Here is a 13,092-nt window from a genome sequence, read left to right as displayed (position 1 = left end):
CGAACGCACGCGGTAGTTTTGGCCCGTGAAAACTCATTTTGTGTGAGCGGCGCCGTCGCGCGCGGCGTCGGCCCAGGCCTGGAACTGCGAGGTGAACGCGGTCAGCGTGAGCTGGTCGCGCACCTGGTCGACGAACACGCCGACGAACAGCGCGAGCAGCAGCACCGCCACCGCGCCCTTCACGGGCTGGCTCAGGCCCATCAGTTCGAGCTTGCTGGCCGACTTCGCCGCGAACGCGAACGCGAAGTCGATCAATAACAAAATCATCACGGCCGGCGCGGCGAGCTTGGCCACCTGCTGCATCAGCGTGTCGGTCTCCTTCATCGCGAACGCCTCGAGCACGTTCGACACGTCGATGGTCGGCGAATTGAGCGGCCACCACTGATAGGACTGATAGAGCGTGCCGAGCAGGAAGGTCATGCCGCCGAGGCTCCAGAACGCCACCGTGGCCACCTGCTGCAGCAGCGTGGCGGTGGGCGTGGCCTGCTCGTTGCGCAGCGGGTTCTGCACCTGCGCGTTGTTGTAGCCGGTCAGGTCGTCGATGTAGTAGCCCGCGCATTCGGCCACCCAGAACACCGATGACGCCGCGAAGCCGAGCACCAGCCCGATCATCCCCTCGCGCAGGCCGATCTCGACCAGCGCCGCGCCGTGCAGCCCCTCGGCGAACGCGAGCGGCTGGCCGTAGGCCACGAAGGTGCTGAACAGCAGCACGATGGCGTTGCGCACCGGGCCTTGCAGCACGCCGTCGGCCGAGGGCGGGAAGATCGTCATGATCACGAACAGGCGCACCGACGAGACGCCGATCAGCGTCAGGTAACCCATCACGAGACGGGTCATGTCGGGCAAGACCTGCAGCGTCGGGCTCAAGCGGCCGCCTTGTCGCGCGCGCGGCGCGCCAGCACGCCGTCCTCGGCCTCGTCGTCGGCCGCGTCGTCCTCGGCGCGCTGGTAGCCGCGCCGCATCACCGCGATGCGCTGCTGGCAGGCGTCCACGCTGCCGAGATTGCGCGCGATCGCGCGGTTGGTTTCGGTGATCGCATTGGCCGCGTCGTCCACCGCCCGGCGTGCCGCCTCCACCTGCTCCTCGCTCGCGTAGAGCCGCTCGGTGGCGATCCCGAGCACGATCCTGCAGGCGTTGAAATCGTCGAGCACGAACGGCGCCGCGCCCGTCATCATCGCGTCGATCTGGTCGTTGATCGACTGCACGGCGGCCAGGTCGCGCTCCACCTGCTCGTGCGCGGCCACGAGTTCGGCCTCGCGCTGCGCGAGCGCGGCGCGCTGCGTGACGAGCTGCGCGCGCAGCGCGTCGTTCTGCTTGCGGCGGCGGTCGCTCGCGCGGTTCAGCGCGATCGCGCGGCGGTCGCGCGCGAGGCGCGCCTCGGCGCTCATGCGCTCACCCCGGACAGCTCGTGCAGATGCGCGCCGGTTTCCTCGTAGGGCGCGTAGTCGCTGGTGCGCTGGCACAGGAACGCGCGGATCGCGTCGGCCTTCTGGATCGCCTCGTCGGCGAGCGGGTTCTGGCCGGGCTGGTATTCGCCCACCTGCAGCAGCACTTCCACCTCGCGGTGCTTGGCCATCAGCTCGCGAATCCGCGAGGCCGCGCGCGTGTGCGCGTCGGGCACCACCAGCGACATCACGCGCGACAGGCTGCCGAGCACGTCGATCGCCGGATACTGGTTCTTCGCCGCAATCTCGCGCGACAGGATCATGTGGCCGTCCAGGATGCCTCGCACTTCCTCGGCCACCGGGTCGCCGCCCGTCTCGTCCTCGGCCAGCACCGTGTAGAGCGCCGTGATCGAGCCGGTCGCGCCCATCCCGGTGCGCTCCAAGAGGCGCGGCAGCTCGGCGAACACCGAGGGCGGGAAGCCGCGCCGCGCCGGCGGCTCGCCCGCGGCCAGGCCGATCTCGCGGCCGGCGCGCGCGAAACGCGTCAGCGAATCCATCATCAGCAGCACGCGCAGGCCGCGGTCGCGGAAGTATTCGGCGATCGCGGTGGCCGTGTGCGCGGCCTTGGCGCGCTCCATCGACGAGCGGTCCGAGGTCGCGCACACCACCACCGAGCGCGCCATGCCTTCCGGGCCGAGGATCAGCTCGATGAATTCGCGCACTTCGCGGCCCCGTTCGCCGATCAGCGCGATCACGTTGATGTCGCAGGCCGCGCCGCGCGCGAACATCCCCATCAGCGTCGATTTACCGACGCCGGCCGGCGCGAAGATGCCCATCCGCTGCCCTTCGCCGAGCGTCATCATCGCGTCGACCACGCGCACGCCGGTGGGCATCGGCGTATCCACCATGCGCCGCTTCATCGGGTCGGGCGGCTGCACGATCACCGGGCGCCAGTCGTCGGAATCGAGCGGCGGGCCCCCGTCGATCGGGTCGCCGAGGCCATCGAGCACGCGGCCGAGCAGCTGGTCGCCGACCTGGATCGACAACGGCCGGCCGAGGCCGATCACCTGCGTGGCGCGCGACACGTTCTCGAGCCGCGCGAACGGCGAGAGCAGCGCCACGTCGCGCGTGAAGCCCACCACCTCGGCACGCTGCAGCAGCGTGCCGTCGGGCGCGCGCAGCTCGCAGAGTTCGCCGAGCGTGACGTCGAGGCCGGACACCTTGATCACCGTGCCGACCACTTCCATGACCTTGCCGGTGCGCGCCACGGCGGGCACGGCGAGGATCTCGCGCTCGATCGCGTCGGTCAGCCGCTCGAAATCGTCGGTGCGCGACAGCCAGGAAACGTTCATCGGCCGCCTCCGCCGTGGGCCGGCGCGCGCGGCGCCGCGTAGGGATCGTCTTGCGCCGGGGCCGGCTGCGGATCGCGGTGGCGCGCGTCGGGCACGTAGCCCTGCGCGGCCGGTGGCGGGTCGCGATGACGCTCGTCGGGCACGTAGCCTTGCGCGGCCGGTGGCGGATCGCGATGGCGCGCGTCGGGCACGTAGCCCTGCGCCACATACGGATCGGCTGATGGGGCCGCGTACGGATCCGCATACGGATCCGCGCCGCCCGCGGGCGGATAGGCGTCCGACGCCGCGTAGGGATCGTCGCCGGCCGCCGGATACGCGCCGCCCTGCCCGTCGCCCTGCCCGCCATACGGATCGCCGCCGGCCGCGCCGTCCTCGGGCGCGGCGGCCTCGATCTCGACCAGCGTGCGCTTGAGCGCGCGCGACACCGCGCCGTGCATCGCGCGCAGCTGCGTGTCGAGGCTCGCGTCCACGGCGCCGAAATCGGATTCGCAGATGCAGCTGCCGGGCGCGAGCCGCTTGTCGCCCACCACCGACATCGGGATCGGCCGGCCCAGTTCGCGCCAGCGCGTGGCGAGCCGGTCGAAGGTGTCCTTGGCGCTGTCGAGATCGTCGGGATGCACGGCCACGCGCAGGTAGGTCGCGCCGTCCACGATCCGCTCGACCGAGGCCAGCGCGCGCTCGAACAGCGCCGCGCGGTTCTCGGTGCGCACGATCTGCTCGACGGCCGAGGCGACGATGTCGGCGAGCCGCTCGCGCATGCGCACCTGCAGCTGGTTCTGCGCGTGCGCGACGTCGGCGAGCCGGTCCATCCAGTCGCCGAGCGCGCGATCGTAGCCGTCGCGGTAGCCGGCGCGCGCGGCGTCGTCACGCTCGCGCTGCGCGGCGTCGAGGATCTCGCCGGCCTGCTCGCGGCCCGCGTCGACGATCCGCTCGGCCTCGTCGTGGGCCGCCTCGATCAGCGCGGCGCGATCGGCGGCGAGCGCCGCGTAGGCGTCCTCGAGCGACACCAGCGCGCCGAACATCTCGCGCGGCAGCACGTCGGCGGCCGCGCCCAGGCGCGCGTGCAGCACGCTCTCGTCGGGCTGGTGATGGGCGTCCTGCGGACGGCTCAACCAAATAGCCATGCAACCTCCGGCATCAGTTCGGGCATCCGCGCGAACAGGCGCACGGAACCGGCCGCGTCCAGCCCGCTCGCGGCCGGCAGCGAGGCCGGCGGCGCGAACGCGCGCGGCAGCGCGAGCCGCGTCAGCGACGGTGGACGCGACTCGGCCGCGCCGCCCGCGTCACGCGCGAGCAGCAGCCAGCCCTCGGCGGCCATCGCGGTCGCGTCGAGCCGCGCGAGCGGCGGCAGGCCGGTCTTCATCGTCAGGTGAGCCACGTCGGGCGCGTCGGCGGCGTGCGGGTCCTGCGCGATCGCGTCGGGGTGGACGCCGGTCCACTCGGCCAGCCGCGAACGCGTCTGCTTGTCGATCAGCCGGCGCACCTCGGCGCGCCGGAACGACAGCGAGCGCACGCGCAGCACGGCCAGCGCCTGCGCCATCGGCAGCGCGTCGAGCAGCGCCAGATTCGGTTTCGGGCCGATGCCGGGCGCGCTGCCGGCCAGGCCCAGCACGGCGGCCGTGGCGAACGCGCCGAACGGCGGCTCGCGCACCCCGGCCGCGCGCGCGAACGCATGCGAGCAGGCGCGGCGCGCGGCGGCCGAGGCGCGCGCGAGCGCGTCGCGCCAGCCGTGGTCGGGCAGCGCGGACCACGACGCGTCGGCCCACAGGGCCGCGCTGTCGAGGTTGTCGCGATAGCCGGTCAACGCGGCGACCACACGCTGCGGAGGATAGAACGCGGCGGACGCCATGCGGTTCGCGGCGCGCCGTTCAGTTCGCGGGACGCGGACGCAGCCGCGATGTCAGCGCGCCGAGCTTGCCGCGCAGGCCGCCGGCCGGCTCCTGCGCGTCGCCGCCCGCGGCCCCGCCGTTCTGGCCGTCGCCTTGCGGCAGCTTCCGGCGCAGCACCACCAGCAGCGCCGCCGCCACGATCAGCACCATGCCGGCCACGCCGCTCACGATCCACACCACCGGCAGGCCGCCCTGCGGCTGGCTCGGCTGGCGCGCGAGATCGGACGGATCGGCCGCCACGGCCGTCACGCTGACCTGGTCGTAGGTGAGCCCTTCCACGCTGTGCATGACGAGCGTCTTGATCTGCGGCACCAGCGCGCCGACGTCGGAATTGGGCCGGTACTTGATGAACACTGCCGCCGACGAGGGCTTGATGGTCTGCGCTAGCGGGTCGTTGTTCGGCAGCACGATCTGCACGCGCGCCACCAGCACGCCGTCGATCTTCGAGAGCGTGGACGACAGCTCCTGCGACATGCCGTAGATGAAGCGCACCCGCTCCTCGGTCGGCGTCGAGACCAGGCCGTCCTTCTTGAACAGGTCGCCGAGATTGTCGAAGCGGCTCTTGGGCAGGCCGCGCGAGCGCAGCGCTTCCATCGCGCGCACCATCTGGTCGCCGTCGACCTCGAGCGTCCAGGTCTTGCCGGCGTCGGGCGTCTCCTTGGACGCGTCGACGCCGTTCTCGAGCAGCGCCACGACCATCTCGTTGACGTCCTGCTCGGACAGGTTTCCGTACAGCTCCTTCTTGCAACCGGCGAGCAGCGCGCAGAGCGCGAACACGCCCGCGACGGACGCGCGCCGCCATCCGGACCGTGACTGTGACATGGCGTAATTTCCGCGACTGACCGCGCGGCGCTTGCGGGCGCCGCGGGTCACTGGTTTTTCATCAGCGTTTCGATCGACGACTTCGACGCGTTCACGACGCCCATCTTCGCTTCCATGTCGAGCTGCGTGCTGGCCAGCTCGTAGGTGAGGCGGATCGAACCGGCGTTCATCTCGTTGAGGTTCATCTCGGGGGCGCGCTGCATGAACTCGGCCGCGTCGGTGACGCTGCGCTGCAGTTCCGCGTCCTGCGCCGCCACCAGCTTCGAGGCGACCTCCAGCGAATGACTCTGCTCGGCGTGCGGCGGCGCCATCGACGGCTTTTCCATCAGCGCCTTGAACTTGTCGGCCGCGGCGGGCGAACCGCTCGCGGCTTCCGGCTTCGAGAGGGCTTCGAGCGACGCGCGCAGCGCCGCGGAATGGTCGATGGCGGTCATCGGCGTTCTCCGTGCGGGGAAGGAAAGGCGCTCAGGCGCGCAGCGCGACGCCGAACGGCAGCGATTCGATGCCGGCCGACGGCGGCTGGCTGACCGGCGCGACGTCGGGCTTGTCGCCGCGGGCGGCCAGTTCCTCGTTCAGTTCGTCGACCGAGGCCGGCGTGATGAAGGTGCTGCCGTTGCGGCTCGCCTGTACCGCGTTGACGAGTTCCTCGCGCGCATGCAGCGCCTTCACCAGCGAGACGGTATCGCGCGTCGGGTTGCCTTCGAGCACCTCGTTGGCCACCATCTTCCAGTCCGCGTCACCCTTGGTGGACAGGCAGAACGCCAGCAGCGCCTTCGCGTAGGCGAAGCGCGGCGCGCTCTCGCTGACCTCGCGCAGCACCAGGATCGCGTCGTCCCAATGGTTGCGGACCATGTGCAGGATGCCGTCGAGCATCTGGATTTCCGGCACCTTCGGGCGCAGCACGCGCAGCGCGTCGAGCATCAGCTCGATGTCGTAGGGATCGACCGACACCTTCGGGAAGGTCTGCAACAGCGCATCGGAGGCCGTCTCGATCAGTCCTCCGACGATCTCCGGGCTGCAGTTCAGGTAATCGGGTGTGGCGTTGGTCATCGCGCATTCTCCTGGCGGTATTCTTCGCGCCGCGCTCGGGGTCGATCGGACGCACGACGGAACCTTAGCAACCGGCCGTGACCCGCGCGGTGCGCGATGCGAAGCGAACGCACCGAAAACGAAGCCTCCCGAAAGGTGCCGGAGCGGCGCCGGGCGGGCACCGGCGCCCGCCGCCCGCGGCGCGCGCACAAAATCGGCACGAAATGCGCAAAGCCGCGCCGGGCAACGGTTTTGCCGCGCCGCGGCCGGCCCCGGCCGGGCCGCCATCGCGCCCCGGATCCGCGCCGCCGCGCGAGACTTCGCATGCGCAGCGCCCGATTCGCGTCGGGGGGCCTGCCGCCCCCCTCGCGCGGCTATCTTCGTCCGACCGGCCCGCTCCGTGCCGCGCCCAGCCGCGCGCGAGCGGCCACCCCGCCCACCCAGTCCGCCCCCGGGCCGACGCGTCTGCGACGAAGCACCGAGCGATGAGCGACGAAAAAACCGAAGAGCCAACCGACAAGAAGCTGCGCGACGCCCGCAAGGACGGCCAGGCGTCGAAGAGCTCGGACCTGGCGGACGCGATCTCGATGCTGGCCGCGATCGGCTTCGTGATCGCCGCGAGCGCCCACCTGCGCGACTCGATGCGCCAGCTGGTGGTCAGCGCGCTCGACTTCGTCACCACCGACCACGCGCTGCCCGACATGTTCGACCGGCTCTACCGGTTCGGCGGCATCGCGCTGCTGGCGGTGGTGCCGCTCGCGCTGGCCGCCGCGCTCGCGGGCGTGATGGGCTCGGCGATGCAGGTCGGGCTGCAGATCGCGTTCAAGCCGGTGATGCCGAACCTGAACGCGCTGAACCCGGGCGAGGGGCTCAAGAAGATCTTCTCGATGAAGACGGTGATCGAGACGGTCAAGATGGTCGTCAAGGCCTCGCTGATCTTCGCCGTGATGTGGGTGGTGGTGCGCGGCCTGATCCCGCTCGTCTCGGGCGCGATCTACCAGCCGCTCGCCGAGATCTCGGCGATGTACTGGGGCATCCTGCTCAAGCTGATGATGATCGCCGCGGTGATCTTCGTGCTGGTGGGCGCGGCCGACGTCAAGCTGCAGAAGATGCTGTTCATGAAGCAGATGAAGATGTCGAAGGACGAGATCAAGCGCGAGCACAAGAACGACGAGGGCGACCCGATGATCAAGGGCGAGCGCCGCCGCATCGCGCGCGAGATGGCCAACGCGCCGCCGCCGCGCATGGCGCGCGCCAACGTGGTGGTGGTCAACCCCACCCACTACGCGGTGGCGCTGCGCTACGCGCCCGACGAGCACCCGCTGCCGGTGGTGATCGCCAAGGGCATGGACGAGGCCGCCGCCGCGATCCGGCGCGCCGCCGCCGAGGCCGAGGTGCCGATCGTCGGCAACCCGCCGGTGGCGCGCGCGCTCTACAAGGTCGGGCTCGACGAGCCGATCCCCGACGCGCTGTTCGAGACCATCGCCGCGATCCTGCGCTGGGTCGATTCGATCGGCGCGGCCCGCAGCGACACGCAACACTGACCGCCGAGAGCCGGAGCCACGATGCTGAAGTCCCTGAAACTCCCCGCCGGCGGCGAAATCGGCATCGTCGCGCTGGTGGTGGCGATCATCTCGCTGATGATCCTGCCGCTGCCGCCGCTGCTGATCGACATGCTGCTCGGCCTGAACATCACCATCAGCGTGACGCTGCTGATGATCACGATGTACGTGCCCGACATCTCGGCGCTCTCGGCGTTCCCGTCGCTGCTGCTGTTCACCACGCTGTTCCGGCTCTCGCTGAACATCGCCTCGACCAAGTCGATCCTGCTGCATGCCGAGGCCGGCAACATCATCGAGAGCTTCGGCAAGCTGGTGGTGGGCGGCAACCTGGTGGTGGGTCTCGTGGTGTTCGCGATCATCACCACCGTGCAGTTCATCGTGATCGCCAAGGGCTCGGAGCGGGTGGCCGAAGTGGGCGCGCGCTTCACGCTCGACGCGCTGCCCGGCAAGCAGATGAGCATCGACGCCGACCTGCGCGCGAACCTGCTCACGCCCGAGGAAGCCAAGCGCAAGCGCGCCACGCTGGCGGTGGAAAGCCAGCTGCACGGCGGCATGGACGGCGCGATGAAGTTCGTGAAGGGCGACGCGATCGCGGGCCTCATCATCACGATGATCAACATCCTGGCCGGTATCGCGGTGGGCGTGGCCTACCACGGCATGTCGGCCGGCGACGCGGCGAACCGCTTCTCGGTGCTGTCGGTCGGTGACGCGATGGTCTCGCAGATCCCGTCGCTGCTGCTGTCGGTGGCCGCCGGCGTGATGATCACGCGGGTGGCCGACGAGCGCCAGACCAAGCAGCGCTCGCTCGGCGACGAGATCGGCCACCAGCTCGGCTCGAGCGCCCGCGCGCTGTTCTTCGCCGCGGTGCTGCTGCTCGGCTTCGCGATCGTGCCGGGCTTCCCGTCGCTGCTGTTCGTGCTGCTGGCCGCGGCGCTGTCGTTCGCCGGCTACCGGCTGTCGGTCAAGAAGCCCTCGTCGCGCGACAGCGAGCACGGCGGCGCCGAGACGCTCGCCTCGATGCAGCGCGTGGGCGCCAAGACCGAGGTGCCGCCGATCCTGCCGCGCGCGCCGCAGTTCGCCTGCGCGGTGGGCGTGCGGATCTCGCCGGACCTCGCCGCGAAGCTGGCCATGCCGGTCCTCGACGCCGCGTTCGAGGCCGAGCGCGCGGCGCTGCAGGAGGCGCTCGGGCTGCCGTTCCCCGGCATCACGATGTGGATCCACGCGGCGCTGCCGATCGCCACCTTCGAGATCCTGATCCACGACGTGCCGCACCTGATGGTGACGATCCCGACCGGCAAGGCGATGCTGCCCGACACGCGGCTGCTGCCGGCCGAGGTCGCGGCGGCCTCGGCCGACAAGCTGCAGGCACTCGCCGAGAAGACCGAGGACGGCCCGTCGCTCGACTCGGCGGGCACCCCCACGCGCTGGATCGACGAGCGCGGCGTGCCGGCCAAGACGCCGGTGTGGCGCGCCGAGCAGATCATCGCGCACGCCTGCGTGGCCGCCATGCGGCGCCACGCGACGCTGTTCCTCGGCATCCAGGAGGTGCAGTGGATCCTCGACCAGCTCAGCCACGACGCGCCGGGCCTGGTGGCCGAGGTGCAGAAGGTGCTGCCGCCGCAGCGGATCGCCGACGTGCTGCGCCGGCTGCTGGAGGAACAGGTGTCGATCCGCAACGTGCGCTCGATCATGGAGAGCCTGATCGCCTGGGGCGCCAAGGAAAAGGACATGCTGATGCTGACCGAGTACGTGCGCGGCGACCTCTCGCGCTTCCTCGCGCATCGCGCCGCCAAGGGCGAGCGGCAGCTCTCGGCGGTGCTGTTCGACATGCAGGCCGAGCAGCACATCCGCGCCGCGATCAAGCAGACGCCGACCGGCAACTTCCTCGCGCTGCCGCCCAACGACGCCGCGTTCCTGATCGACCGGATCCAGTCGTTCGTGGGCGCCGCGCCGCGTGAGGGCGTGGTGCTGGTCACCTCGATGGACATCCGCCGCTACGTGCGCCGCATGATCGAATCGCGGCTCGGCTGGCTGTCGGTCTATTCGTACCAGGAACTCGGCGAGCACGTCGAGCTGAAGCCCGTCGGCCGCGTGACGCTGACCGCATGACGAGCATCGATTCTCGCGCCGCGCGCATCATCCCCGGCACCGCCGCCGACGAGCCGGGCGGCGCGCGCGAGCGGCGCTTCGACTACGCGTCGCTGGCCGCGCGCCGCTCGCCGCACCGCCTGCCCGCGCGCGGCCAGCCGCAGCAGGGCGGCCGCGAGGCGCCCGACGACGAGCCGGCCGGCCAGGCCGAGATCGCGCTCTACTTCGACCCGCGCACGGCGCCCGACGAGAGCGCCGCCGCGCCGCCCGAGCCGCCCGCGGCCCCGCTGCCGCTCGCGACCGAGGACGCGCGCGACAGCCTGAGCTCCCGCGTCGAGCGCGCCGCCGTGCCGGTGGTGTCGGCCGTCTACATGCACCAGCAGCAGTACCTGAAGGTGCTCGGCGTGCTCACGCGCGAGATCGCCGCGTTCTGCGGCGACCCGGCCATCGCCAGTGCCGGCAACTGGGAAGCCCAGATGACGCTGGATCCCGCGCTGCTGCCGCATACGCGGCTCGCGCTGTCGCTTTCGCGTTTCAGTCTCCGACTTCGGTTCGACGCGCAGGACCCGGCCTCGCGCGACTTACTCTTGACCCACAGCACGATGCTTGAGCGCGAGCTCGCCGACACGCTGCGCGCGTGGGGCGAACTCCGCGACATCGAACTCACCGTCTGGTAATCCGATTCCCGCATGGCCGACTTTCTCACCGCGACGACCCGCGACGGCGACGCGAGCGCAGTTCCTGCCCGCGTGCCGACGGCGCCGGCCGCCCCCGCGGCGGGCCCGGCCGTGCCGACGCCCGCCGGCGGTGCGCCCGACAGGCCCGATGCGCCCGATGCACGCGCCGGCGGCATGCCGATCGCGCGCGCGGTGCCGCGCCGGATCGACAGCGCCACCGCGCGCCTCACGCAGACGCTGCACGACACGCGCTTCGGCGCGGCGGTGCTGGCCGCCACCGGCGCCACCGTGCTGCACGCGGCGCCGCTCGCCGGCCTCGCCGCCGCGCGGGCGGGCGCGGCGCCGGCCGCGCGCGATCCGGCCGTGATCGAGCTGTCGGTGGCCGCGCCGGGCGCCGCGCCGCGCCCGGTGTTCGTCGAGCTCGACCTCGACGCGCATCCGGCGCTCGCGATCGTCGCGTGGCCCGACCGCGCCGGCGCACCGGGCGGTCCGGCCATGCTCGCGCCGGGCGGCGCCGAACTCGCGCTGCGCCAGACCGTGGCCGGCGTGCTGCTCGATCCGCTCGCCGCCGCGCTCGCGCGGCTCGGCTTCGACGCGCCGCGCGTGATCTCGGTCACGCGCCGCCCGCTGGCCGACTGCGTGGCCGAGCTCGCCTTCGACGTGCCGCCCGCGGCGCTGTCGATCGGCTTCGGCGAAACCCGCATCGATTGCACCGTGGCCCTCGGCACCGCCGCGCTCGCGACCGTGGACGCGCTGATCGCGCGCACCCCGAGCGACGCCTGGCGCACGGCGTTCCCCGCGCTGACCCTACCGGGCAGCGCGATCGTCGGCACGCGAACCTTCGCGGTCGACACGCTCGCCGCGCTCGAACCCGGAGACGTGCTGCTGCGCTGTCTGTTCCCAACCTTCGACGCGGCGTCGCTGCAGGCCGGCGGCCGCGGCGACGGCGCGGGACCGCGCGTCGTCGCGACGTGGGGCGCGCGCGGCCATGCGCGCGTCCACGCGCAGGCGGTGCTCGACGGGCGGTCGCTTACCTTAAATCAGGAGTGGTACATGTCCGACGAACTCGATTCGACCCGCGCCGATCTCGGCCTAGCGACGGATCGCCCCGACGAAGCGATCACCGTCGGCAACATCGAGCTACCGGTGCAGTTCGAGATCGACACGGTCGCGCTGCCGCTCGACCAGCTGTCCTCGCTCGGGCCGGGCTACGTTGTCGAGCTGCCGGTGCCGGCCGCCGACGCGCAGCTGCGGCTGGTGGTACACGGCCAGACGGTCGGTTTCGGGGAGCTCGTGACGGTCGGCGAGCATCTTGGCGTTCGCATCATCAGGATGGCCCATCGGCATGGTTCAGTTCAGTGACATTACCGGGCTGCTGCTGGTCGTCATCGCGATCAGCCTGCTGCCCTTCGTGGCGATGGTGGTCACCTCCTACGCGAAGATCGTGGTGGTGCTCGGCCTGCTGCGCAACGCGCTCGGCGTGCAGCAGGTGCCGCCCAACATGGTGCTCAACGGCATCGCGATCCTGGTCTCGCTGTACGTGATGGCACCGATCGGCATGCAGGCGTCGAAGTCGCTGGAAGGCCAGCAGCTCGCCTCGCAGCCGTCGCAGGCGCTGATCCAGGCGTTCGGCGCGGCCAAGGAGCCGTTCCGCGCGTTCCTCGAGAAGCACACGCAGGAGCGCGAGAAGCGCTTCTTCCTGCGCTCGGCCGCCGTGGTGTGGCCCAAGGAGCAGGCCCAGCAGCTTTCCGAGCACGACCTGATCGTGCTGGCGCCGTCGTTCACGCTGTCCGAGCTGACCGACGCGTTCAAGATCGGCTTCCTGCTCTACATCGCGTTCATCGTGGTCGACCTGATCATCGCCAACGTGCTGCTCGCGCTGGGGCTGAACCAGGTCACGCCGACCAACGTCGCGATCCCGTTCAAGCTGCTGCTGTTCGTGGTGATGGACGGCTGGTCGACGCTGATCCACGGCCTCGTGATGACCTACAAGTAACCAGGAGCCTCGACGATGGATGTCGATTCGCTGATCCGCTTCACCACCGAGGGCATGCTGCTGTGCCTGACCGTGTCGCTGCCGCCCGTGATCGTCGCCGCCGTGGTCGGGCTCGGCGTGTCGTTCGTGCAGGCCATCACGTCGCTGCAGGACCAGACGCTGCCGCAGGTGCTCAAGCTGATCGCCGTGACCATCACGATCGTGATCGCCGCGCCGGTGTGCTGCGCGGCCGTGCTGCACTTCGCGAACCAGTTGATGCGCACCGCGGTGCCGCTGTAACGGCAAGGAGGAT

Annotated in this window: 14 protein-coding genes; 6 read left to right on the top strand and 8 right to left on the bottom strand. The window is 71.2% G+C overall.

Annotated features, from left to right (window positions below):
* Positions 1-33: 33 nt before the first annotated feature.
* Genes sctT through BpN12_RS01020 form a run of 8 tightly spaced genes read right to left on the bottom strand, consistent with a single transcriptional unit; the run spans position 34 to position 6,498 of the window.
* On the bottom strand, positions 34-867 hold the full coding sequence (gene sctT / locus BpN12_RS01055; protein ID WP_425306275.1) for a type III secretion system export apparatus subunit SctT: 834 nt from the start codon (positions 865-867) through the stop codon (positions 34-36).
* A complete protein-coding gene (locus BpN12_RS01050; protein ID WP_246793440.1) occupies positions 864-1,388 on the bottom strand; it encodes a type III secretion protein in 525 nt (174 codons plus the stop codon). The genes sctT and BpN12_RS01050 overlap by 4 nt, the downstream gene beginning before the upstream one ends.
* On the bottom strand, positions 1,385-2,737 hold the full coding sequence (sctN, locus tag BpN12_RS01045; protein WP_246793439.1) for a type III secretion system ATPase SctN: 1,353 nt from the start codon (positions 2,735-2,737) through the stop codon (positions 1,385-1,387). The genes BpN12_RS01050 and sctN overlap by 4 nt, the downstream gene beginning before the upstream one ends.
* Positions 2,734-3,861 (bottom strand): type III secretion system stator protein SctL, encoded by a 1,128-nt coding sequence (sctL, locus tag BpN12_RS01040; RefSeq protein WP_246793438.1) that lies wholly within the window; start codon positions 3,859-3,861, stop codon positions 2,734-2,736. Before sctL ends, sctN begins: the two co-directional genes overlap by 4 nt.
* Positions 3,846-4,586, bottom strand: a complete 741-nt coding sequence (locus BpN12_RS01035) for a type III secretion protein HrpB4 (RefSeq protein WP_246793437.1) — start codon at positions 4,584-4,586, stop codon at positions 3,846-3,848. The genes sctL and BpN12_RS01035 overlap by 16 nt, the downstream gene beginning before the upstream one ends.
* A gap of 19 nt (positions 4,587-4,605) precedes the next feature.
* On the bottom strand, positions 4,606-5,448 hold the full coding sequence (gene sctJ, locus BpN12_RS01030; RefSeq protein ID WP_246793436.1) for a type III secretion system inner membrane ring lipoprotein SctJ: 843 nt from the start codon (positions 5,446-5,448) through the stop codon (positions 4,606-4,608).
* A gap of 47 nt (positions 5,449-5,495) precedes the next feature.
* A complete protein-coding gene (locus BpN12_RS01025; protein ID WP_246793435.1) occupies positions 5,496-5,882 on the bottom strand; it encodes a type III secretion protein HrpB2 in 387 nt (128 codons plus the stop codon).
* Positions 5,883-5,913: 31 nt separating this feature from the next.
* Positions 5,914-6,498 (bottom strand): HrpB1 family type III secretion system apparatus protein, encoded by a 585-nt coding sequence (locus tag BpN12_RS01020; RefSeq protein WP_246793434.1) that lies wholly within the window; start codon positions 6,496-6,498, stop codon positions 5,914-5,916.
* 464 nt (positions 6,499-6,962) lie between these two features.
* Between BpN12_RS01020 and sctU the strand changes: the two genes are divergently transcribed.
* Genes sctU through sctS form a run of 6 tightly spaced genes read left to right on the top strand, consistent with a single transcriptional unit; the run spans position 6,963 to position 13,079 of the window.
* Positions 6,963-8,021, top strand: coding sequence for a type III secretion system export apparatus subunit SctU (sctU, locus tag BpN12_RS01015; RefSeq protein ID WP_246793433.1), 1,059 nt, complete (start codon positions 6,963-6,965; stop codon positions 8,019-8,021).
* 21 nt (positions 8,022-8,042) lie between these two features.
* Positions 8,043-10,148 carry a type III secretion system export apparatus subunit SctV gene (gene sctV, locus BpN12_RS01010; protein WP_246793432.1) on the top strand — a complete coding sequence of 702 codons (2,106 nt, stop codon included), beginning with the start codon at positions 8,043-8,045 and terminating at the stop codon, positions 10,146-10,148.
* A complete protein-coding gene (gene sctP / locus BpN12_RS01005) occupies positions 10,145-10,804 on the top strand; it encodes a type III secretion system protein SctP (RefSeq protein ID WP_246793431.1) in 660 nt (219 codons plus the stop codon). The genes sctV and sctP overlap by 4 nt, the downstream gene beginning before the upstream one ends.
* A 12-nt stretch (positions 10,805-10,816) precedes the next feature.
* Positions 10,817-12,166, top strand: coding sequence for a type III secretion system cytoplasmic ring protein SctQ (sctQ, locus tag BpN12_RS01000; protein WP_246793430.1), 1,350 nt, complete (start codon positions 10,817-10,819; stop codon positions 12,164-12,166).
* Positions 12,150-12,800, top strand: a complete 651-nt coding sequence (gene sctR / locus BpN12_RS00995; protein ID WP_042626974.1) for a type III secretion system export apparatus subunit SctR — start codon at positions 12,150-12,152, stop codon at positions 12,798-12,800. Before sctQ ends, sctR begins: the two co-directional genes overlap by 17 nt.
* Positions 12,801-12,815: 15 nt before the next feature.
* Complete coding sequence (gene sctS / locus BpN12_RS00990; protein ID WP_042626973.1) at positions 12,816-13,079, top strand: type III secretion system export apparatus subunit SctS; 264 nt, start codon at positions 12,816-12,818, stop codon at positions 13,077-13,079.
* Positions 13,080-13,092 lie beyond the last annotated feature (13 nt).

The sequence above is a fragment of the Burkholderia perseverans genome, from assembly GCF_022870505.1.
Lineage (GTDB): Bacteria > Pseudomonadota > Gammaproteobacteria > Burkholderiales > Burkholderiaceae > Burkholderia > Burkholderia plantarii.
The sequence above is the reverse complement of the archived record's forward strand: the minus strand, read 5'-3'. Positions and strand labels throughout refer to the sequence as shown.